The sequence below is a fragment of the Dawidia soli genome (assembly GCF_018598185.1).
In the GTDB taxonomy this organism is placed as follows: domain Bacteria; phylum Bacteroidota; class Bacteroidia; order Cytophagales; family Cyclobacteriaceae; genus Ohtaekwangia; species Ohtaekwangia soli.
On sequence record NZ_JAHESC010000002.1, the window covers coordinates 226,937 to 247,266 of the forward strand.

At 54.7% G+C, this 20,330-nt stretch carries 14 protein-coding genes; 7 read left to right on the top strand and 7 right to left on the bottom strand.

The window, feature by feature from the left end:
* Window positions 1–89: 89 nt before the first annotated feature.
* A complete protein-coding gene (locus KK078_RS02330; RefSeq protein WP_254088623.1) occupies window positions 90–1,190 on the bottom strand; it encodes a Glu/Leu/Phe/Val dehydrogenase dimerization domain-containing protein in 1,101 nt (366 codons plus the stop codon).
* Window positions 1,191–1,345: 155 nt separating this feature from the next.
* On the opposite strand from KK078_RS02330, the gene KK078_RS02335 reads away from it, so the two are divergent.
* The gene (locus KK078_RS02335) at window positions 1,346–3,163 is read left to right on the top strand and encodes an ABC transporter ATP-binding protein (RefSeq protein WP_254088624.1); all 1,818 of its coding nucleotides are present in this window, start codon (window positions 1,346–1,348) and stop codon (window positions 3,161–3,163) included.
* On the opposite strand, the gene KK078_RS02340 is transcribed toward KK078_RS02335, so the two are convergent.
* The 5 genes from KK078_RS02340 to KK078_RS02360 all read right to left on the bottom strand — a co-directional run bounded on the left by KK078_RS02340 (window position 3,153) and on the right by KK078_RS02360 (window position 10,784).
* Window positions 3,153–3,767, bottom strand: a complete 615-nt coding sequence (locus tag KK078_RS02340; protein WP_254088625.1) for a hypothetical protein — start codon at window positions 3,765–3,767, stop codon at window positions 3,153–3,155. The two genes, KK078_RS02335 and KK078_RS02340, sit on opposite strands and share 11 nt — an antisense overlap.
* 12 nt (window positions 3,768–3,779) lie before the next feature.
* Window positions 3,780–4,529, bottom strand: coding sequence for a hypothetical protein (locus KK078_RS02345; protein WP_254088626.1), 750 nt, complete (start codon window positions 4,527–4,529; stop codon window positions 3,780–3,782).
* A 36-nt stretch (window positions 4,530–4,565) separates the two neighbouring features.
* On the bottom strand, window positions 4,566–6,338 hold the full coding sequence (locus KK078_RS02350; protein WP_254088627.1) for an ABC transporter ATP-binding protein: 1,773 nt from the start codon (window positions 6,336–6,338) through the stop codon (window positions 4,566–4,568).
* A 124-nt stretch (window positions 6,339–6,462) separates the two neighbouring features.
* The gene (locus tag KK078_RS02355; protein WP_254088628.1) at window positions 6,463–7,701 is read right to left on the bottom strand and encodes a M16 family metallopeptidase; all 1,239 of its coding nucleotides are present in this window, start codon (window positions 7,699–7,701) and stop codon (window positions 6,463–6,465) included.
* 47 nt (window positions 7,702–7,748) lie between these two features.
* Complete coding sequence (locus KK078_RS02360; RefSeq protein WP_254088629.1) at window positions 7,749–10,784, bottom strand: sensor histidine kinase; 3,036 nt, start codon at window positions 10,782–10,784, stop codon at window positions 7,749–7,751.
* A gap of 122 nt (window positions 10,785–10,906) precedes the next feature.
* On the opposite strand from KK078_RS02360, the gene KK078_RS02365 reads away from it, so the two are divergent.
* Genes KK078_RS02365 through ytxJ form a run of 3 tightly spaced genes read left to right on the top strand, consistent with a single transcriptional unit; the run spans window position 10,907 to window position 15,649 of the window.
* Window positions 10,907–12,886, top strand: coding sequence for an alpha-ketoacid dehydrogenase subunit alpha/beta (locus tag KK078_RS02365; RefSeq protein ID WP_254088630.1), 1,980 nt, complete (start codon window positions 10,907–10,909; stop codon window positions 12,884–12,886).
* A gap of 54 nt (window positions 12,887–12,940) precedes the next feature.
* On the top strand, window positions 12,941–15,295 hold the full coding sequence (locus KK078_RS02370; protein ID WP_254088631.1) for a hypothetical protein: 2,355 nt from the start codon (window positions 12,941–12,943) through the stop codon (window positions 15,293–15,295).
* 9 nt (window positions 15,296–15,304) lie between these two features.
* A complete protein-coding gene (ytxJ, locus tag KK078_RS02375) occupies window positions 15,305–15,649 on the top strand; it encodes a bacillithiol system redox-active protein YtxJ (protein WP_254088632.1) in 345 nt (114 codons plus the stop codon).
* Here ytxJ and KK078_RS02380 read toward each other — a convergent pair.
* The gene (locus KK078_RS02380) at window positions 15,639–16,043 is read right to left on the bottom strand and encodes an OsmC family protein (protein ID WP_254088633.1); all 405 of its coding nucleotides are present in this window, start codon (window positions 16,041–16,043) and stop codon (window positions 15,639–15,641) included. The genes ytxJ and KK078_RS02380 overlap by 11 nt on opposite strands.
* 74 nt (window positions 16,044–16,117) lie before the next feature.
* On the opposite strand from KK078_RS02380, the gene KK078_RS02385 reads away from it, so the two are divergent.
* The 3 genes from KK078_RS02385 to KK078_RS02395 all read left to right on the top strand — a co-directional run bounded on the left by KK078_RS02385 (window position 16,118) and on the right by KK078_RS02395 (window position 20,276).
* Window positions 16,118–16,846, top strand: coding sequence for a hypothetical protein (locus tag KK078_RS02385; protein ID WP_254088634.1), 729 nt, complete (start codon window positions 16,118–16,120; stop codon window positions 16,844–16,846).
* Between the two features lie 310 nt (window positions 16,847–17,156).
* The gene (gene uvrA / locus KK078_RS02390; protein ID WP_254088635.1) at window positions 17,157–20,003 is read left to right on the top strand and encodes an excinuclease ABC subunit UvrA; all 2,847 of its coding nucleotides are present in this window, start codon (window positions 17,157–17,159) and stop codon (window positions 20,001–20,003) included.
* A gap of 24 nt (window positions 20,004–20,027) precedes the next feature.
* Window positions 20,028–20,276, top strand: coding sequence for a hypothetical protein (locus KK078_RS02395; protein ID WP_254088636.1), 249 nt, complete (start codon window positions 20,028–20,030; stop codon window positions 20,274–20,276).
* Window positions 20,277–20,330: the final 54 nt, after the last annotated feature.

Here is a 20,330-nt window from a genome sequence, read left to right on the forward strand (position 1 = left end):
TCAAATACCGGCCGATCAAAAAAAAGGCTCCCGATGGCCAGTATACCACCGGAAGCCTGGAGGGGTCTTTTGTGTCTTTCCTGTCGTGCTTAACGCGACATGCGGAGGCGTCCGATGTCCTGGATGCGCTTTTCGGCCAGTTGCATGGCAGCCTCTTGCGGCGAAAGTTTCTCTTGTGCGGCAAACGAGAGCGTGTTCAAACACGTGGCATAAATGTTCTCGGCTTGCTCCAGCACACGTTTACGGTTGTAGTTGCCCAGGTGCTCGTGGTATACGTTCATCAGACCGCCGGCGTTGATCAGGAAGTCGGGGGCGTAGGTTATGCTGCGGTCTACCAGCATGTAGCCATGCTTCACGTCATCTTTCAACTGGTTGTTGGCGGCACCGGCAATGACCTGACACTTCAGGCGGCCGATGGTCTCGTCGTTGATCGAAGCGCCCAGCGCGCAGGGTGCATAGATGTCCATGTCCAGGTCGTAGATCTTTTCCTGGCCCACGGTGCGCACACCATACCGGGCAGCCACTTCCTTCATGCGGTCTTCAGAGATATCGGTAATGAACACATTGGCATTTTCTTTTACCAGGTGCTCGACAAGGTGCATTCCTACCTGGCCTACGCCCTGTACGCCGATGGTTTTATGGGCGAGGCTGTCGCTGCCAAAGGCTTTTTTCACAGCGGCTTTCATGCCGAGGTATACACCGTAGGCGGTTACCGGTGAAGGGTCGCCACCGCCACCCATCGATTCGGGCAGACCGGTAACGTGTTTGGTCTCCATGGAAATATATTCCATGTCGGCGGTCTTCATGTTTACGTCTTCGGCCGTAATGTATTTGCCGTTGAGGCTATTGACAAATTTGCCGAAGCGGCGCAGGAATGCTTCCGTCTTCATGGTCTTGGCGTCGCCCATGATGACGGCCTTTCCGCCGCCCAGGTTGATGCCGCTGATGGCGGCTTTGAAAGTCATGCCGCGTGATAATCTCAATACGTCTGTCAATGCTTCCTGTTCCGAAGCATAATGCCACATACGGGTACCGCCCAGTGCCGGACCGAGTACGGTGTTGTGAATGGCAATGATGGCCTTCAGACCGGTGGCCTGGTCGTGGCACCATACAACCTGCTCGTGACCCAGTTGTGTGAGGGTTCCAAAGATGCTTCCTTCTTGCACTTTTTCCAGTTCTTTGATCTCCATGCGGATTACATTTACGTTTGATTATTGTAGTTTTAATCCCCCGTTCTTGGGATACCTTTCGGCCAGGATTTAAGCAAAATTAGCCAGTTTCAAACGTTTGCAGGAACTATTGGAAGGATATTTCGTTTAACCGGGGGGTCGCCAAATTTTTTTGCATGCGAGAACTGAAGTACATCAATAAATACCTGTATAAATACAAGTGGCATCTGGTGCTCGGCCTGGTGTTTGTCATCCTCTCCAACGTCTTTCAAATCATTCCGGCACAGCTCGTGCGCGATGCGATCGACCTGGTGGTAGACAACATCCGCATGTACCGGGGCTTGGGCCATACCGATGTACAGCAGGATTTCTTCTCGGTCTTTGCCTTCGGCATCCTGATCTACGCGGGCCTTATTTTAGTGATGGCTTTTCTGCGCGGTATATTTTTATACTTCGTGCGGCAGACGCTCATCGTCATGTCACGGTTGATCGAATTCGACCTGAAGAACGAAGTATTCGAACACTATCAAACACTGCCGCTGAGCTTCTATCGCAAGAACAATACGGGTGACCTGATGAACCGCATTTCAGAAGATGTAAGCCGGGTGCGGATGTACCTCGGCCCGGCAATCATGTATGGGCTGACGTTGTTCACGCTCTTCATGATGCTGATCCCGATCATGTTCAGCATCAGCCCGAAACTGACGTGGTATGCGCTCAGCCCGCTGCCGTTACTTTCCATCAGCATCTTTTTTGTCAACAACATAATCGAGCGCCGGTCGGAGCAGATCCAAAAACACCAGTCGCGGCTATCGACGTTCGTACAAGAGGCCTTCAGTGGTATACGCGTGTTGAAGTCGTTCAACCGCGAGCAGGAGTCGATGGGGCGTTTTGAAAAAGAGGTGGAGGCCTATAAACATCAATCGCTCAAGCTCACGCGCATTCAGGCCTTGTTCTTCCCGATCATTATGGGCCTGGTCGGCATCAGCACGATCCTGACGGTATATGCGGGCAGCACGGAAGTGATCAATGGCAACCTGACCTTTGGCAATATTGCCGAGTTTATCATCTATGTAAACTTGCTTACCTGGCCGGTAACGTCGTTGGGCTGGACCAGCAGCCTGGTGCAGCGCGCGGAAGCTTCGCAGAAGCGGATCAACGAGTTTCTGCGCACGCAGACCAACATCGTTTCGGAGAAAGAGCTGGTGCGCGAGATCCAGGGGAAAGTAGTGTTCAAAGATGTGGTCTTTACCTATCCGGATACCGGTATTCGCGCATTGAAAGGCGTTTCATTTTCCATCAACCCCGGCGAGTCGCTGGCGATCATCGGTACGACCGGCTCGGGCAAAAGCACGGTGGCCAACCTCGTATCGCGGCTTTATGATGCGCGCGACGGACAGATCCTCATCGATGATGTGCCGATTGCCGACTACAATCTTACCTCGCTGCGCAGCCAGATCGGCTATGTGCCGCAGGATGTATTCTTGTTCAGCGATACGATCTTTAACAACATCGGCTTTGGTATAAAGAATCCGGATGCAGAACGCATCACGCAAGCCGCCAAAGACGCGGACGTATATAATAACATCGTCGAGTTTCCGCTGGGCTTTGAAACCCGCGTGGGGGAACGCGGCATTACGCTGTCGGGTGGGCAGAAACAGCGGGTGTCTATCGCCCGGGCCATTGTGCGTGAGCCGAAGATCCTGATGCTGGACGACGCCTTGTCGGCCGTCGATACCAAGACGGAGAACAACATTCTCGGCAGCATGCGCAGGATCATGAAAGGCCGGACCACCATCATCATCTCACACCGCGTCTCATCGGCCAAGCTGGCCAACAAGATCATCGTGCTGGAAGACGGTGGGGTGACAGAAGAAGGCTCGCACGAGTCGCTGCTGGCGCACAACGGCGTGTACAAGGAGCTATACGACAAGCAGGTGCTGCAAGAGCGCGAGGCGAAGAAGGCCGATGCCGACCTGGATGTCAGAAATTAACCCGGGCGCCGGTACCGCCAGAGAATTTTACAGCACCCGGGCGGTCGGCAATTTCGATGAGCAAGCTGACCTCACCAAAAAGCGTGAGGGGTATATCTTCAAAGGTATATTCCATACCGATGATGCCCTCGGGGCCGAACGTAATGTCGTTGCGGGTGTCGTTCTTAACCAACTGCGGCGGAGCATTCTCCTGGTAGTGATATCGTACTTTTGCGCTGCGCAGCATAGCACCAATGCCCCAATACCATTCGACTGTACCCTCTGAGGCCGGCGGGTCCATGGGGATGTTATAGTGGAACAGATAACGCCCCAGCAGGGTAAAGGTGGATTCCACCCGGTGGCTGAGGTAACGATCGCCGTCGTAGCGGGAAAAATGATCGAACGAATTCTTATAGTAAGAGCGGTACCAGCCGTGAACACCGGAACCGAGTACAAACTCCAAAGCCTTGTTGGCAGGCAGGTAGCGCTTGTAGCTCACGCCCAGGGGATCGCCCAGGCGGATGCCGATGCTGTTAGGGGTTTCGTTGCGCTGGGCTTGTACGGTAGGGACAAACGCCACCAGCAACAAAAATATAGCGAACACTTTTGTCAGGGACATGGTCATGCGATGCGTAGGTTAAAAGATATAACGTAATCCGACTCCTCCTTCCACACGGCTCCAACCGGGATCAATTTCTACGTCGGTGAAATATTCCAGCTCCATAAAAGCGGAAATGGGCAATTGAAAATAGGAGTATTCAATGCCGATGACCGCCTGGGGGCCCTGTGTGAAACGCGAAGTTGAGAAATTTCCCAGATTATTCAGATCATTCGGTCCCGGAAGCCCCCCACTTTCATATACATAATCGTACCGTAACCGCGTATTCTTCCACTCCCAGCCGGCGCCGACATAAAATTGCAGACCGGGGGATATTACTTTGGCGTCGATGTGGTACAGAAGTTTCGCCTCCAGGATAAAGTCGGATTTTACTTTATGCGTGAGGTACGTAATGCTGGCGCCTTCGGACATGGTGTCCAGCTGTGTGTAGTAAGAGCCGAATTGCTGACGGTAGTAGTGGTTGTACAAACCGCTGGCGGGTTTGCCGGCGTCGATGGCCAGGGAAAAGTTTTTGTTGGGATAGAATTTATACGTCAGCGCGAAAGGATCGCCCAGCTTAAAACCGAAGCCGTGATAAGGATATTTGCTGTCTTCGAAAATAGGACAGGCAACTTTCGCTTTGGCGCCTTTCACCCGTGCGGCGTTGTAGTTATAGCGGTCCCGCGTATACGAGCTTTTTTTGATGCTGCGCGATCGCGATCGTTGTGCCTGCGCGCTCAAACAAAGTGCGGCAAAAAGGATGAGGAGGATGGCCTTTTTGAAATACATTGGAGCAAATATAACCGTTTTGCTCCGTTATCGCCCTCAAACAAACTCCTTATACTGCATTTTATGGAGCTGTGAATAATATCCCTCGCGCAACAGCAGCTCTTCGTGATGGCCGCTTTCCTTGATTTCGCCGTGATCCAGTACCAGGATCTTGTCTGCGCGCTGGATGGTAGACAACCGGTGGGCGATAACGATCGACGTCCGGCCCGACATCATTTTAACAATGGCCTGCTGGATCATCTCTTCTGTTTCGGTATCGACCGACGAGGTGGCCTCATCGAGCACCAGGATCTTCGGATCATATACCATGGCCCGGATAAACGAGATCAGCTGACGCTGCCCCACCGAAAGCGTGGCGCCGCGTTCCATGACATTATACGACAGTTTGCCGGGCAGCCGCTCGATAAATTTGCGGGCGCCGACCAACTCGGCGGCATGCCATACCATGGCTTCGGTAACGTCGGGGTTGCCGAGCGTAATATTATTAAAGATGGTGTCGCTAAACAGGAATACGTCTTGTAAAACCACGCCGATATTGCGGCGCAGTGTGCCCAAATCGTAGTCGTTGAGGTTTACGCCGTCTACGCGGATGGTGCCCTTGTTGATTTCGTAGAACCGGTTCAACAGGTTGATGATCGACGACTTGCCCGCACCGGTGGCGCCCACCAGCGCGATGGTTTGCCCCGCGCGTATGTGCAGGGTTATATCTTTGAGCACATAGTCGGGTTCGTTGTACGCAAACCACACATGCTCGAACGATACTTCACCGTTCAGGTGATCGGGTTTGTGCGCGCCGTTCTTTTGTACATGCTCTTCTTCGTCGAGCAGGTTCATGATGCGCGAGGAGCTTACAATGCCCATCTGCAAGGTATTATACCGGTCTGCGATCATGCGGATGGGCCGGAAGAACATCTGGATGTACATGATGAAGGCAATGAGCTTGCCGATGGTGATGCCGGTCTCTTCGTAGTTGATGACCCCCTTCGCGCCGTACCACACCAGCAGGCCGATACCGGCGGCGGCAATGATCTCGGCTACGGGATAGTATACCGAATAATACAACACCGAGCGCAGGTTGGATTGTTTGTGCTCCTCGTTGATCTCTTTGAATTTTTCAAACTCACGTTTCTCGCTGCCAAAGATTTGCACGATGTTCATGCCCGTGATGTGCTCTTGTACGAACGTGTTGAGGTTTGCCACGGCGTTGCGCACATCGTTAAACGCTACCTTGATCTTCTCTTTGAAGACATACGTGCTGAGCAGCAGCAGCGGCAGCGTAGACAGGCTGAGCAAGGCCAGCCGCCAGTCCTCGTAGAACATAAAACCCAGGATGAAAATGATCTGCAGGAGGTCGCCGGCCATGGCCGCCAGACCTTCACTAAAGACATCCGAGAGTGTCTCGACATCGGAGATGGTGCGGGTAACGAGACGGCCGATAGGGGTCTTATCAAAGAAGCGCAGCCGCAAGCCGATGATGTGTTGATACAGGCGTGCGCGGATGTCGCGGATCACTTGTTGCCCGAGCCATCCGGACAGGTATGTGTGTACGTACTGGGCAATGGAATTGATGACGAGCAGTACCAGGAGGATGACCATCATGTGCACCATGGCATCGTAGTTGCCGGTCGCGACATCTTTGTCCAGTGTATATTGGATGAGCACGGGCCGGGTGGGTGCCAGCACGCCCAGCACCAGGGTAAGCAGGATCACAGTAATGAATCGGCCCCGGTAGGGTGTCACAAATTTCATCAACCGGCTGAGCACTGACCAGTCTATAATGTTGCCGCTGCTTACTTTTTCCTTCTCCACGGAGTTGCGATGGTCTTAAAAAATTGGTGGTGTCCCGCCTACAGACTGCGAGAACTTATGTTTGAACGCTGAAAGGCACACAGATGTTCGCCGCCCCGGCTTTTTTTGCCCGGGCGGCATATTTCTAGGATACAGCCTTGTAATGCAGGGTGCTGGCATTCTCTTCCTGCAAGGTGCGGGCGGCCACGCGCTGCACGTCGGCTGCCGTTACGCGATTGATGCGGCTGCCCTCTTCGTTTACCAGGTTGGCATCGCCGGAAAGCTTGGAGAAGGCCAGGTTCATGGCGCGGTTCATCACTTCCATTTCCCCAAACTCCAGGCTGGACTCGGCTTGGTTTTTCACCTTCTCCAGTTCTTGCTCTGACACACCTTCGCGGATCAGCGTCTCGAGGATCTTGTCGACGGCCTGCTCGGCTTGCTCCAGGGTGAATCCGTCGCGCACGCGGCCGCTGATGACCAGCAGCCCTGGATCGATCGTGCCGGTGACAAAAGAAGAGATCGATGTAAAAATCTCCTGTTCCTTCACCAGCTGTTGGTACAACCGGCTGGACTGCCCGCGGCTGAGGATGTCGCTTAACAAGTCGGCAGCGTAATAATCGTCGTCAAAACGTCCCGGCATGTGCCATGCTTTGTACAGCGCGTTGGCGGGTACTTTGGCTTCTACCGTCGCCAGGCGCTTGCTGCGTTGGCGAGGCTCGGGGGGCAACTGCCGCGACCGGCCCTTGCCCGCGGGAATAGGTCCGAACCATTTTTCAGACAGCGCTTTGACCTGTGCCAGGGTAACGTTGCCGGCTACTACCAGAATGGCATTGTTGGGTACGTAGTGGGTAAAGAAAAAATCCTTTACGTCTTCCATCGTAGCTTCTTCAATGTGGCTGATCTCTTTGCCGATGGTGGCCCATTGGTAGGGGTGATGGTGGTACGCCAGGGGGCGAAGCTTGAGCCACACATCGCCGTAAGGCTGGTTGAGGTAGCGCTGCTTAAACTCTTCGATCACCACCTTGCGTTGCACCTCCAGTACTTTGGGGTCGAACGACAGGCTGAGCATGCGGTCGCTTTCCAGCCAGAAACCTGTCTCGAGGTTGGCGGAAGGCAACGTGAGGTAATAGTTGGTGATATCGGTGTTGGTAAAGGCGTTGTTCTCGCCACCGACGCGTTGCAGCGGTTCGTCGTAGCTCGCAATGTTGCCCGAGCCGCCGAACATGAGGTGCTCGAACAAGTGCGCAAAGCCGGTCTTTTCGGGACGTTCGTCGCGGGAGCCGACGTCGTATAGTATGTTCATGACGGCGATCTGTACGGTATGGTCCTCATGGACGATCACGCGTAGGCCGTTTTCGAGGGTGAATTCGTTGAATGTGATCATGTGGCGCCAAAAATAACAAGATCGGTGGAATTCTCTGCCGCCCGCTGTTATGCCGTGGGCGAAGCGGGGTTTAACGCTGGCAGCGTTATGATAAAGGTCGTGCCTTCGTCCAGCTTCGACCGTGCCTCGACCGTGCCGCCCAACTTCAGAACCGATTCTTTCAGGATGTACAGGCCCAGGCCTGAGCCTTGTGCCTGCTCGCTGGCACGGTAGAACATGTCAAAGATGTGCCCCAGGTGATGGTTGTCAATGCCGCGGCCATTATCGCGCACAACGATGGTGTAATGCGTAGTGGTGGCGGTGAGCGAGATGCAAACGACCGGCTCGCGGTCGCCGCCAAACCAATGAAACTTGATGGCGTTGGAGATCAGGTTGTTGAGGATGATCTTAAGCCGCACAACGTCGGCTACGATGGGCTGACCACCGGTGCCGTCTTCTACATCAAATTTGATCTTGCCGTAGTTCGGCGCATACTGGTGGTCGAGCAACAGGTTCTGCACAAAGACGGTAAATAAAAATGTTTCGGGCTTTACCGGCATGCGCGTGTTGCGCGAGTAACTCACCACCTCTTCGATAAACTTCTCCAGCTTGCGAATGCTGCGCTCCATCATGTCGAGGTATTGCTCGTGATTGGCGATGGACTTGTCCATGCGCGCCACCATGATCAGTCCCAGTACCGATTTGAGCGGGGCGCTGAGGTCGTGCGAAGCGCTGTAGACAAAGCGGTCCAGCTCGGCGTTGCGCTGCAGCAGCTCTTCGTTGGCCTTCTGCAGATCCAACGTACGTTCTTTGATCAGGTCGTGCAGGTAGGCCTTGCGTTTTTTCATGATGGCAGCGCTGACGGCATAAGAGGCCCAGGCGATCATGAGCGCGGCGAGGAGGATTAGAAAAATGAACTCGGCTTTTTGCCAATAGGGCTTGCCGATCGTCACGGTCGTCTCGGTGGGATCGCTCCACCCCAGTCCTGTATTTTTTTTCGCGCGTACCTGGAGCCTATGGCGGCCCGCCGACAGATCGGAGAGTGTGAGCGTATGGTCGTACATGGAGTGCCAGACGCTGTCGTCGTCCAGCCGCCACTGCATGTTGATCTTGTTCTCGGGAAAGGTGATGGGTGAGAACATCAGGGTGATAAAGGCGCCGTAGGGCGCCTGCAGGCCATGGCGAAAGCGCCGCGTCATGCCGTTCACGCTGGCATAGGTACAGAACGGCTGGGCGGTGGTGGCGTTGGTGCGGATGGACTTCGAGGCCAGGGCCAGGCCGAACGAGGTGCCGATCCAAAGCCGGTTATACCGGTCGATGAGGATGCCGTGGTCGGTGATGGTGTTGGAGGGCAAGCCGGTGTTTTCGTCGTATAGCCAGAGGTCTCCCGTGATCACATCATAGCGCATCAGGCCATAAGAATTGGAGAAGAGTATATAGCGGTCGTCGAGCGTTTCCACCGAGCTGACGGACGAGCTGGTAAGGGGCTCGCCAAGGTCGATGCGCTGCGTGGTATGCCCGTCGTAGCGCAGCAGCCCTTCGGTGGAAGCCAGCCAGACTATATCTTTCTGTACGGCCAGGTCGTGTATATTCAGGTCGCTTTCGACGGGGAAGTTTACCGGAAGGCTGACGTTCTGGAAGGTGTCGGCTTCGTGGGACTTGAAGAAGAGGTATCCACCCGCGCCGCTGGAGGCGAGGTATATACCGTCGTCGCCTTCACGCACCAGGTTGATCTGGCTTTGTTTCAGCAACGGCACATCGTAATACCGCAGCGAGAAGTCTTGGGTCGACATCCTTTTTACACGGCGGGCGCGCCCCTGACTGAGCCAGATATTCTGCTGCTTGTCGATAAACACATCGGCGATAAAGCCGCCTTCTTTTGCAAAGTCCCATCGCTTCTTCAGCTTGTCGTGTTGGAACAGCAATACCTCGAACGACGTGCCGGCCCACAGACCCTGTTCGTTAAATTGCAGCGTTTGAAAATATCCATCGCGATTGAAATAGAGCAGCCGGTGTTCCCAGGCGCCGTCGCGACCGTGGTATAACCCGATCAGCGCTTCTTTGGAGCAGTAATACAACACGTCGTGTTCGGCGTCGTGGGCCATGCCTTCGATGAAGTGTGCCTGCGAGCGCATGTCGAGTACCTGGAACTGATTCTTTTGCACCAGGATCAGCCCTTTGTCGGAGGCTACCCACAGGTCGTGTTCTTTACTGCTGAAGAGGGCGCTGGCGCCGATAAAGGAATAGGGTAACTTCTCGGCGTCTTCGTAGCGGCTGCCGGGCACCCGGTATACCTCTTCGTTAAACGTGCACACCCAAAGTGCATCGGACGTACGCAGCAGGTACGAGCAGTTGAGTGCCGGCATCAGGCGATGCACGTTCTGGATCTCGCCATGGTGCAAGGTTGCTTCATATAAACCGTCGCCGGACGCGACCAGTAATTTACCCTTCTCAAAAAGTACGTGACTGGAGTGACCCGGTAATGTCTGGGGCAGGAGCTCAAACGTGTCGGCGTTTTTGTTAAAGCGAAATACTTTGCCGGCATACCCCGCGGCGTAGAGGTTGCCGTCCTGGTCTTCGAAGAAATTATAGGATCGTATAAATACGGGTGATCGATGTTCGGGGCCGAAATCATAACGCTTCATGGCCTTGCCATCATACCGCACGACCGCCTGGGTCTCGGCGATCCAAATGTTCTCGTGACGGTCTTCGTACAGCGTCTTGCCATACCAGATGGTGGTGTCGGTGGGATTACGGGTACCGCGCAGCAGCGAGTGAAAGATGACGGTGTCTACCTGGTTTTCGATCTCGATGAGGTCGAGATCGGCAATCGCGAGAAGCCTGCCTTTGCGGGTGGTGAGAAAACCCTTGGCATACTGGCTATGCAAGGCTGACCGGTAGGTCGTGAAGCGCAAGCCGTCGTATTTCACAATGCCGTCGTCGGTGGCGATCCAGAAAAAACCGAGGGAGTCCTGGGCGGTGGCTTTGATAACATCGCTGGGGAGCCCTTGTTCTACGCGGTATTGATGAAAGCGATACTCCTGTGCGGACAGGTCCATGACAACGAGCGAGAAAACCAGGAGGAGTGGTAGTCGGGTCAGCATGTAGCGGAATCGGAGATAAAGTTAACAGTTTCTTTATAACAACGGGCCTCGGCGCTTTATATGATTTGCGGGTCAATGGTAAGTCAAAAACTCGGTTAACTTTGCGCCACCAGAAACCATCTATGCAGTTCGATCGCCAGAAACTCTCCGACAGCGTCCTCAAGAAGCTGTACGAAAACTTGTTATTGCCCCGCCTGATTGAAGAGAAGATGCTCATTTTGCTGCGGCAAAATAAGATCAGCAAATGGTTTAGCGGCATTGGCCAGGAAGCCATAGCTGTCGGCGTGACACAAGCCCTGGAACCCGATGAGTATATTTTGCCCATGCACCGCAACTTAGGGGTGTTCACCGGCCGCAATATGCCTTTTCACCGGCTGTTTGCGCAGTGGCAGGGCACGATGAGCGGGTATACCAAGGGGCGCGACCGCTCCTTTCACTTCGGCTCGCGCGAGCACCATATTGTCGGCATGATCTCACACCTGGGGCCGCAGAACGGTGTGGCCGACGGCATTGCGCTGGCTACCCAGCTGCAAAAGGAGGGAAAGGTAACAGTCGTCTTTAACGGCGATGGCGGTACCAGCGAAGGCGATTTTCACGAAGCGCTGAACGTAGCCTCGGTATGGGACCTGCCCGTGATCTTTATTGTCGAGAACAACGGCTACGGACTGTCGACACCCAGCCGCGAACAGTTTCGCTGTGAAAGCTTTATAGACAAGGCCATTGGCTATGGCATGGAAGGGGTGCAAGTAGACGGCAATAATGTCCTGGCCGTGTATAGCACCGTGAAGCGCCTGGCAGAGGACATGCGCAAGCGCCCGCGGCCGGTCTTGTTGGAGTGTATGACCTTCCGGATGCGAGGACATGAAGAAGCGTCGGGTACGAAATATGTGCCGCAGGAACTGCTGGATACCTGGGCGAAGAAAGACCCGCTCGAGAACTATGAAAAGTACCTCGTGCAAAGCGGTGTGATCGACGAGGGTTATATCGCCGCGCAACGTAAACGCGTGAAACAAGAGATTGAAGCGGGTCTTGAAACAGCCTTCCAGGAAAATCACCCGGTTGCGCAAACCGAACAGGAGCTGGAAGATGTATATGCACCTTTTAAACAAGTTGTCATTGCTCCTGCTTCTGATAAGAGATCGGAAAAACGTTTTATAGACGCTATCAGCGATGGCCTGCGCCAGAGCATGGAGCGCTTTGACAACCTGGTGCTGATGGGCCAGGACATTGCCGAGTACGGCGGTGTCTTTAAGATCACCGACGGCTTTGTGGCGCGCTTTGGCAAGCATCGTGTGCGGAATACACCGTTATGCGAGTCGGCCATCCTGGGCACCGGTTTGGGGCTGTCGGTAAAAGGTATGAAGTCCATGGTAGAGATGCAGTTTGCCGACTTTGTAACAGAAGGGTTTAATCAGATCGTCAATAACCTGGCCAAGACCCATTGGCGTTGGGGCCAGGCGGCCGACGTGGTGGTGCGCATGCCTACGGGAGCCGGCACGGCCGCCGGACCGTTTCACTCGCAGAGCAACGAAGCGTGGTTTTTTCACACACCCGGATTAAAAATAGTATACCCGTCCAATCCCTACGACGCGAAAGGTTTGTTATGTGCAGCGCTGGAGGATCCCAACCCCGTGATGTACTTCGAACATAAATTGATGTACCGTTCGCTGAAAGACCTGATACCCGATGATTATTATACCATAGCGATCGGCGAAGCCGCCCTGCTAAGTGACGGCGCCGACCTGGGAATTATCACCTACGGCATGGGCGTGCACTGGGCCAGGCAAACGCTGGCGTCGATGCCGCAGGTTCAGGCTTCACTGTTAGACCTGCGCACATTATTGCCCTGGGACAAGGAAGCTGTTGCCGCGCTGGTGAAAAAGACGAACCGGGTGATCATCCTGCATGAAGATACCCTCACGGGCGGTGTGGGTGCGGAGATCAGCGCCTGGATCAGCGAGCATTGTTTCCGGGACCTGGATGCGCCGGTGGTGCGGGTGGCCAGCCTGGACACGCCGATTCCTTTTGCGCCGACGCTGGAAGATAATTTTTTACCGAAAAACAGGCTTATCGGCGCCATCGAAACGTTACTTACCTACTAAAATAGAGGGGTATCGTAAAATTCAGTTATCTTAGCCTGTTTCTTTCTCCATTTTTTGAACGCAACCAGAAGAAATACTGCTTTTTCCAGGCCTGCCGCCAAGTTGGTGATGCTGATGGCCCTGCTGTTATTGCTGGCGACACCTGTTTTGGCCCAAAATACCAAAGGGGACCGGCCGGGAGCACCCTCCGGGCAGCGCCGTGAGAGCCGGTTTAAAAGCACCTTCCGGAAAAAGAACAAAGCCTCTAAGAAACAACCCACGTATAATAACCGGGCAACGACCCGCAGCCGGTCGCGCTCCAACTCCGGCCGCAGACAGGACAAAGTCGGAAAAGCCTCCGGCAATGTGTTGCGTCGCCAGCCGCCTAAGCCCAGCAACACGCAGCGTGCCTGGCAGGGAGATATCACACACCGGCGCATTCGCGGCAGGAACAGCAGCAGTGCCTCGAAGGCCAATGTACACCCGCAGAGCGGCCGGTATGTTACACGCCATCCATCCAGCCGCGGCCGTACCGGCGGCGGTGTTGTTTCCAATCGTTCGCAGGTAGCGAGAGCAAAGGCATCATCCGGACCGCCGTCTTCGCCGCCGCGCAAACGGAAGGTGAAACCCCGGTCGGCATCGCGGCCGTTTATCGCCCGGAAGAGTATCAATGTATACGCCAATTTCCCGCGACCCAAAAAGCGCCCCGAGCGGGCACAGACCACAGACCTTGCGGGCCACCCGTTACGCCGGCGCAACTACGAGTCGCCGCGACCGGAGGTGAGCACACCGGCCAGAACGTATTCACAAAAAAGACGCGTGGGCGAACGGCCCTACCGTGGGCCTGCTGCCGGCAGCTATCGCTCGGCCACCAACACACGGCCGAAGGCCTGGACCGGCGACATCGCCGGCCGGCGCATTCGCGGGAAGAATTTCACCAGCAAAAAACGTACGGAGGGCACTCCTATCCTATACCACGGGCGTCGTAAAAAGGCACGATACGGGGACCATCGATATCGCGGCGCCATACCGGGCGGCGGCGCCCGCTCGGCCACGCGGTCGCGCACCGGCACGGTGCCCGTACAGGGTCGCGCGCCCGGCATCGGCGCGCGAGGGTTAGGCAATTACCAGGGAGATCTGAAAGGACGCCGCCGGGCAAAAGGGGGTGGCAGCGTCAGCGGTGGATTGTGGAACAACAACGGCTCCGCTATTGCCGGTCGCCGGCCCCGCGAGACCCGTCCGGGTACCTTTCAAGGCAATATAAAAGGCCGCCGTCCCCTGAAGGGCGGTGGCAGCGTGAGCGGTCGGGGCTGGAACAACAACGGCTCGGCTATAGCAGGTCGCCAGCCGCGCGACATGCGCCCGGGTACTTTCCAAGGCAATATAAAAGGCCGCCGCCCCCTGAAAGGTGGTGGCAGCGTGAGCGGTCGCGGGTGGAACAACAACGGCAGTGCGATTGTAAGTCGTCGGCCCCGTGAAACGCGCTACGGCAACTTCCAGGGGAACATAAAGGGAGGGCGGCCCTTGAAAGGCGGCGGTAGTGTGAGCGGCCGTGGCTGGAACAACAATGGCCATGCGATCGCTGGTCGTCGGCCCCGTGAAACGCGCTACGGCAACTTCCAGGGGAACATAAAAGGGGGCCGGCCCTTGAAAGGCGGCGGCAGTGTAAGCGGCCGGTTGTGGAATAACAACGAGTCGGCCATCGCCGGACGTAAGCCACGCGAGACGCGCTATGGTAACTACCAGGGCACACTCAAGGCTCGTGGACCGGAACCGAAACCGGAGGCGTATAAGATCAATGGATACCCCGGCAAGATGAAGCGTTTTTCGGCTTCCCCCGGTTTTGGCGATCAGGGCGAAGAATTTACCGGTTACATTCGCCACCGCGGGCTACGCAAGCCATACATCCGCAACGAAAAAGCGCATGAGGATGCGTTGCTGAAAAAGCGCCCCAGTGTGGCGGTCGACCAGGTATACGGTTTGCAGATACCGGTTAAGACGCGTCGCTATGTCAAAAACAAAAATGCCGCCGAGGATGCAACGCCTAAGCTGTCGCCTACCAAGACCACCCGGGCGGTGGGTGAGCTGCAGGTAAAAGTGAAACAGTATCGCTACGTACGCAACGGTAGCAGCGCGGAAGAAGCGCTGAAGGTACGCGAGCCCGGAAAAGCATTTGCAAGGGCAACCGACTACCAGGGCAACATCAAGATGAAAAAGTACACGCTCTTCGACAAACGGGGCTTGCACCCGGATGCGAAGTTCGTCAAGATCAATAAAAACAATGTCGATGGTGAACGTGACATGCTCACGAACTTTAAGCTATGGTGGTCGCGTTTATTCAAGAAAGAAGAAACACAGCCCGACCACTTGAAGGACAAGGGTCATAAGCCGCGGTATGACAAAGGGGAAGCCGGGCTGTGGTATGACTAACGATCCGATATGAATTGGGAAACATTGACCTCACTGGATCAGCTGGAAGCGATCCGGAAAGAATCGACCGAGAAACCGGTCCTCATCTTTAAACACAGCACCCGTTGCTCTATCAGCAGAATGGTGCTGGACCGGCTGGAGCGGAATTGGGACGCGCAGGAAATGGAGCCCCACGTAAAGGCCTACTTCCTGGACCTGATCTCCTATCGCCAGATCTCCAACCAGATTGCCGATCTGTTTCAGGTCGAGCACGAATCTCCCCAGGTCCTTATTATCCGCGACGGCGCGTCGGTATACGACCGCTCACACATGGCGATCGACTACCAACACATCCGCGGTACGGTTAAAAATTAAACGTGATGGTCTGAACGACCGTGTCGGAAAGGCTCAGGGCTACCGGACAGGTCATCGCAGCGCGTTTCAGCTTTTCTTTCTGAACATCCGTGGCGACCAGCGACGGGTGGGTGAACACGATTTTGACTTCGGCAATCTTGCGCGGGTCACTGGCCATGATTTTTGTGATGTCAGAGGTCAGGCCGGTCAGGTCTATCCCTTCGCGGTTGGCCAGAATGCCCATGAGTGTCATCATACAGCTGTTCAGCGAGGCGCAGGTCAGGTCGGTCGGGCTGAAGGCCTCGCCGCGGCCATTATTATCGGGAGGTGCATCGGTAACGATTGTATTGCCTGATTTGAGGTGTTTTACGCTTGTGCGTAAAGATCCTTCATAAATTCCGGTCATAGAAACCATATCGAATAACTTGGGGTTAGTATTTGCGTTAGGTAATTAAAAGTTTAAATTTAATTCAAAGTATCTTTGTGAGGATGTTGCGTCTGGATAAGATCTCCCTGTTATTGGGCTTTATGTTGGTGGCGATTGTGGCAAGTGCACAAACGCAAGATAGCTATGATTACCAATCAGAGTTTACCTGGGGGATCAATAAAAACACGGCGGGGGGGCTGATCGGCGGCCTGGTTTTCAAAAAAGCACGTAAACTAAGCGATCGCGTGCTGGAAACGTACGGCCTGGAGATCATGAATGTTAAGAACCCGCAGGAAGTGCGCACAAGCTCACCCAACACCGGCAACTTCTTTATTCTTGGCAAAAAGAATTATCTCTATGCGCTCCGCCTGCAATACGGCCGCGACTTTATCCTGTTCAAGAAAGCGCCGCAGCAAGGCGTGGAGATCAAGGCTATTTTCGCCGCGGGCCCGACGATCGGTATCGTAGCCCCGTACTATGTGGAATATAGCGTAGACAACACCTCGTTTGTAACCAATACCGCGCAGTACGATACCAACATCCCTGTCACATCGATCTTTGGTACCGGCCGGTTGTTCCAGGGCCTTGACGAGTCGAAGATCGCACCCGGCGCCAATATAAAAGCCGCACTTAACTTTGAGCTGGGCACCATCAAAAGCCAGGTAACGGGCTTCGAGGCGGGCTTCCTGCTGGATGCCTACACCGAGAAGGTGGAGCTGATGGCGGCCGCTAAAAACTATGCCATCTACCCGACGCTGTTTATCACGCTCTTTTACGGCAGTCGGAAATAATAGTATGCCTGCGGGCATGGAGGAAGGCTATCCTGGGAAAGGATGGCCTTCCTGTTTTCTAGGCCTACAGTGCGGGATAACACGGGGATAACTTAGATTTAAGCCAGTGATGACCCAGTCCTAAAGCACTGGGAAAACACACGGGAATGTCCAGTGCCAGGCACAGGTTGCCGCGCACAGACTGTCCGGCATGTGCCGGGTTACCGGCAGGCGGAATTTGAAGAAAGATATGGCGATTCCGGTTTTTTCATTTTGTAGGAAACAATCGGTACGGCATTTTTGTATTTCTCATTATTGGTAAGTTCAATTCATGGCGAAAGCAGCAGAAAAAAAGATCCAGGACCAAACCGGTCATGAGTATATTGAAGTCATCGGTGCCCGTGAGCATAATCTGAAAAACATCAACGTAAGCTTTCCGCGTAACAAGTTGGTGGTCATTACCGGGATTAGCGGTAGCGGCAAATCGTCCCTCGCTTTTGATACGATCTACGCCGAAGGACAGCGCCGCTACATGGAGAGCTTTTCCGCCTACGCGCGCAGCTTCCTGGGCAACCTCGAGCGGCCGGACGTTGACAAGATCAACGGCCTTAGCCCCGTTATTTCCATCGAGCAAAAAACGACGTCGCGGAACCCGCGCTCGACGGTGGGTACCGTCACGGAGATATACGACTTCATGCGTCTGTTGTACGCCCGGGCGGGCGAAGCTTTTTCGTACCTGTCGGGCGACAAGATGGTGCGGCAATCCGAAGAGCAGATCCTCGACGCGATCATCACAACCCTGAAGGGCAAAAAGCTGGTGTTGCTGGCGCCGATCATCAAAGGCCGCAAGGGTCACTACCGCGAGCTGTTCCAACAGATCCGGAAATCAGGTTATACCAAAGTGCGTGTAGACGGTGAGGTACAGGAGATCACCGCGAAAATGCAGGTGGACCGGTACAAGATCCACGACATTGAAGTGGTGATGGACCGGATCGTCGCCGATGCAAAAGACAAACACCGCATTGGGCAGTCCATCGCCAAATCGCTGAAAGAAGGTAAGGGCGTCATCATGGTGATGGAAGAAAACGGCAAGGTGCATCATTTTTCCAAGTTCCTGATGGATCCTAAAACCGGTCTGTCGTATGACGAGCCGGCGCCGAATACATTCTCGTTCAACTCGCCCTACGGCGCGTGCCCTACGTGTAACGGGCTGGGGCAGATCGAAGAGATCACCGAGGACTCGATCATGCCCGACAAGAAGTTGAGCATAAGCCGCGGCGGCATTTTGCCGCTGGGGGAATACCGCGACATCTGGATTTTCAAAAAGATCGAGTCGATGCTGAAGCGCCACAAACTGACGCTGTCGACACCGATCAAAGATATACCCAAGGAGGTCATCAAAGTAATGCTCTACGGCGACGATGCACCGGTAGCGGTTGCTTCGGTAAAATATCCGGGCACCGACTGGAACGTGCGTTTCGAAGGCATTATCAACTTCCTCGAAAAACAACGCGACGAAGGTTCGGAGGCTATGCGGAAATGGGTGGAGGATTTCACGATTATTCGTACGTGCCCCGAGTGTAACGGTGCCCGCCTGAAAAGGGAGTCGCTGCATTTTAAGATCGACGACAAGAACATTGCCGAGCTGGCAATGCTCGATATTCAGTCGCTGAAAAAATGGTTTGAAGGGTTGGAGGGTCGGCTCAATGCCAAGCAGAAGGTGATCGCGACGGAGGTGTTGAAAGAGATCCGGAAGCGCATCGGCTTTTTGCTGGACGTAGGCCTGGACTATCTGAATCTGAACCGCCCCATCCGCACGTTGAGCGGCGGGGAGTCGCAACGTATCCGGTTGGCTACACAGATCGGCACACAGCTGGTCGGTGTGCTCTATATTCTCGACGAGCCCAGCATCGGGCTGCACGCACGCGACAACGTCAAGCTGATCAAGGCCCTCCAGGACCTGCGCGACATTGGCAACAGCGTGGTGGTGGTCGAGCACGACAAGGATATGATGCTGGAGTCCGACTATATACTCGACATCGGTCCGGGTGCCGGGCGCCACGGTGGCCACGTAGTAGCGGCGGGTGATCCGAAAACATTTTTGAAGAACGACAGCACCACAGCGAAATACCTGAGCGGCAAGATCGGGATACAGTTCTCCAAGGACCGGCGCAAAGGCATCGGCGAGAAGCTGGTGCTGACGGGTGCGTCGGGCAACAACCTCAAAGACGTTACGCTGGAGATACCGCTGGGTACGCTCACCTGTATCTCGGGTGTATCGGGCAGCGGTAAGTCTACGCTGATCCACGAAACACTTTTTCCGATCCTCAACCGGCACTTTTATAACTCGCGCACGGAGCCGCTGGCTTATAAAAAGATGGAGGGGCTTGAGCATATCGACAAAGTGATCGAAGTGGATCAGTCGCCCATCGGTCGTACGCCGCGGTCGAACCCCGCTACATATACCGGCGTATTCAGCGATATTCGCGACCTGTTCACACAGATGCCGGAGGCGAAGATCCGCGGATATAAAACGGGCCGGTTCTCTTTCAATGTGAAGGGTGGCCGCTGTGAAACGTGCGAAGGCGCGGGATTGCGCCTTATTGAAATGGAATTTCTGCCGGATGTATATGTGCCGTGCGAAACCTGTAAAGGCAAGCGGTATAACCGGGAGACGCTGGAAGTGCGGTTCAAAGGCAAGTCGATCAGCGACGTCTTGGATATGACGGTGGAAGAGGCGATCACGTTCTTTGAGAACCAGCCGAAGATCCTGCGCAAGATCCAGACGCTGGGAGAAGTGGGACTGGGCTATATCTCCCTGGGACAACACGCCACCACGCTGTCGGGCGGGGAAGCGCAACGTGTGAAGCTGGCGACCGAGCTGTCGAAGCGGGATACGGGCAAGACGATGTATATTCTGGATGAGCCCACCACGGGACTGCACTTTCAGGATATCGCCCACCTGCTGGACGTATTGCAGAAACTAGTCGACAAAGGCAATACCGTATTGGTGATCGAGCACAACCTGGACGTGATCAAGTCGTCAGACCACATCGTGGACCTGGGACCGGAAGGCGGCGCCAAGGGCGGCAAGATCATCGCCCGGGGAACACCGGAAGAGGTGGCGAAAAATACCACCGGCTATACGGGCAAGTTCCTGAAGGCCGAATTGAATTAACCACGATTTGCACACAGTATCAACATGATAGCACGCTTACGTCCGTACCTGGTCAGTTTCCTTTTCCTTCTCGTGGGGGCCTACCAGGTATACGCAGGAGATCTGCTCGAAGCTTCTTTGTATATATTGGCCAGCCTGGCCTTTGCGTTCAACTCCATGGCCGCCGAGCCGAAGCTTGTAGCGTATAAAAAAATGGTCGTGATCATTACCTGGTCGCTGATCATTGTGACGGGCATTCTTTTCCTATATCTCTTACAGTTTAAATACCTGTAGATCCGCCACCCACATAAATTTGGGATGCCGGGTGCCCGCGATTTGCGTATATTT

Bases quoted from the DNA above. Each gene is read 5' to 3' on its own strand.
- KK078_RS02355 (WP_254088628.1), bottom strand. From the start codon at position 7,701: ATGATCACATTCAACGAATTCACCCTCGAAAACGGCCTACGCGTGATC.
- ytxJ (WP_254088632.1), top strand. From the start codon at position 15,305: ATGAATTGGGAAACATTGACCTCACTGGATCAGCTGGAAGCGATCCGG.
- KK078_RS02335 (WP_254088624.1), top strand. From the start codon at position 1,346: ATGCGAGAACTGAAGTACATCAATAAATACCTGTATAAATACAAGTGG.
- KK078_RS02330 (WP_254088623.1), bottom strand. From the start codon at position 1,190: ATGGAGATCAAAGAACTGGAAAAAGTGCAAGAAGGAAGCATCTTTGGA.
- KK078_RS02360 (WP_254088629.1), bottom strand. From the start codon at position 10,784: ATGCTGACCCGACTACCACTCCTCCTGGTTTTCTCGCTCGTTGTCATG.
- KK078_RS02385 (WP_254088634.1), top strand. From the start codon at position 16,118: ATGTTGCGTCTGGATAAGATCTCCCTGTTATTGGGCTTTATGTTGGTG.
- KK078_RS02345 (WP_254088626.1), bottom strand. From the start codon at position 4,529: ATGTATTTCAAAAAGGCCATCCTCCTCATCCTTTTTGCCGCACTTTGT.
- KK078_RS02395 (WP_254088636.1), top strand. From the start codon at position 20,028: ATGATAGCACGCTTACGTCCGTACCTGGTCAGTTTCCTTTTCCTTCTC.
- KK078_RS02340 (WP_254088625.1), bottom strand. From the start codon at position 3,767: ATGACCATGTCCCTGACAAAAGTGTTCGCTATATTTTTGTTGCTGGTG.
- KK078_RS02365 (WP_254088630.1), top strand. From the start codon at position 10,907: ATGCAGTTCGATCGCCAGAAACTCTCCGACAGCGTCCTCAAGAAGCTG.
- uvrA (WP_254088635.1), top strand. From the start codon at position 17,157: ATGGCGAAAGCAGCAGAAAAAAAGATCCAGGACCAAACCGGTCATGAG.
- KK078_RS02380 (WP_254088633.1), bottom strand. From the start codon at position 16,043: ATGGTTTCTATGACCGGAATTTATGAAGGATCTTTACGCACAAGCGTA.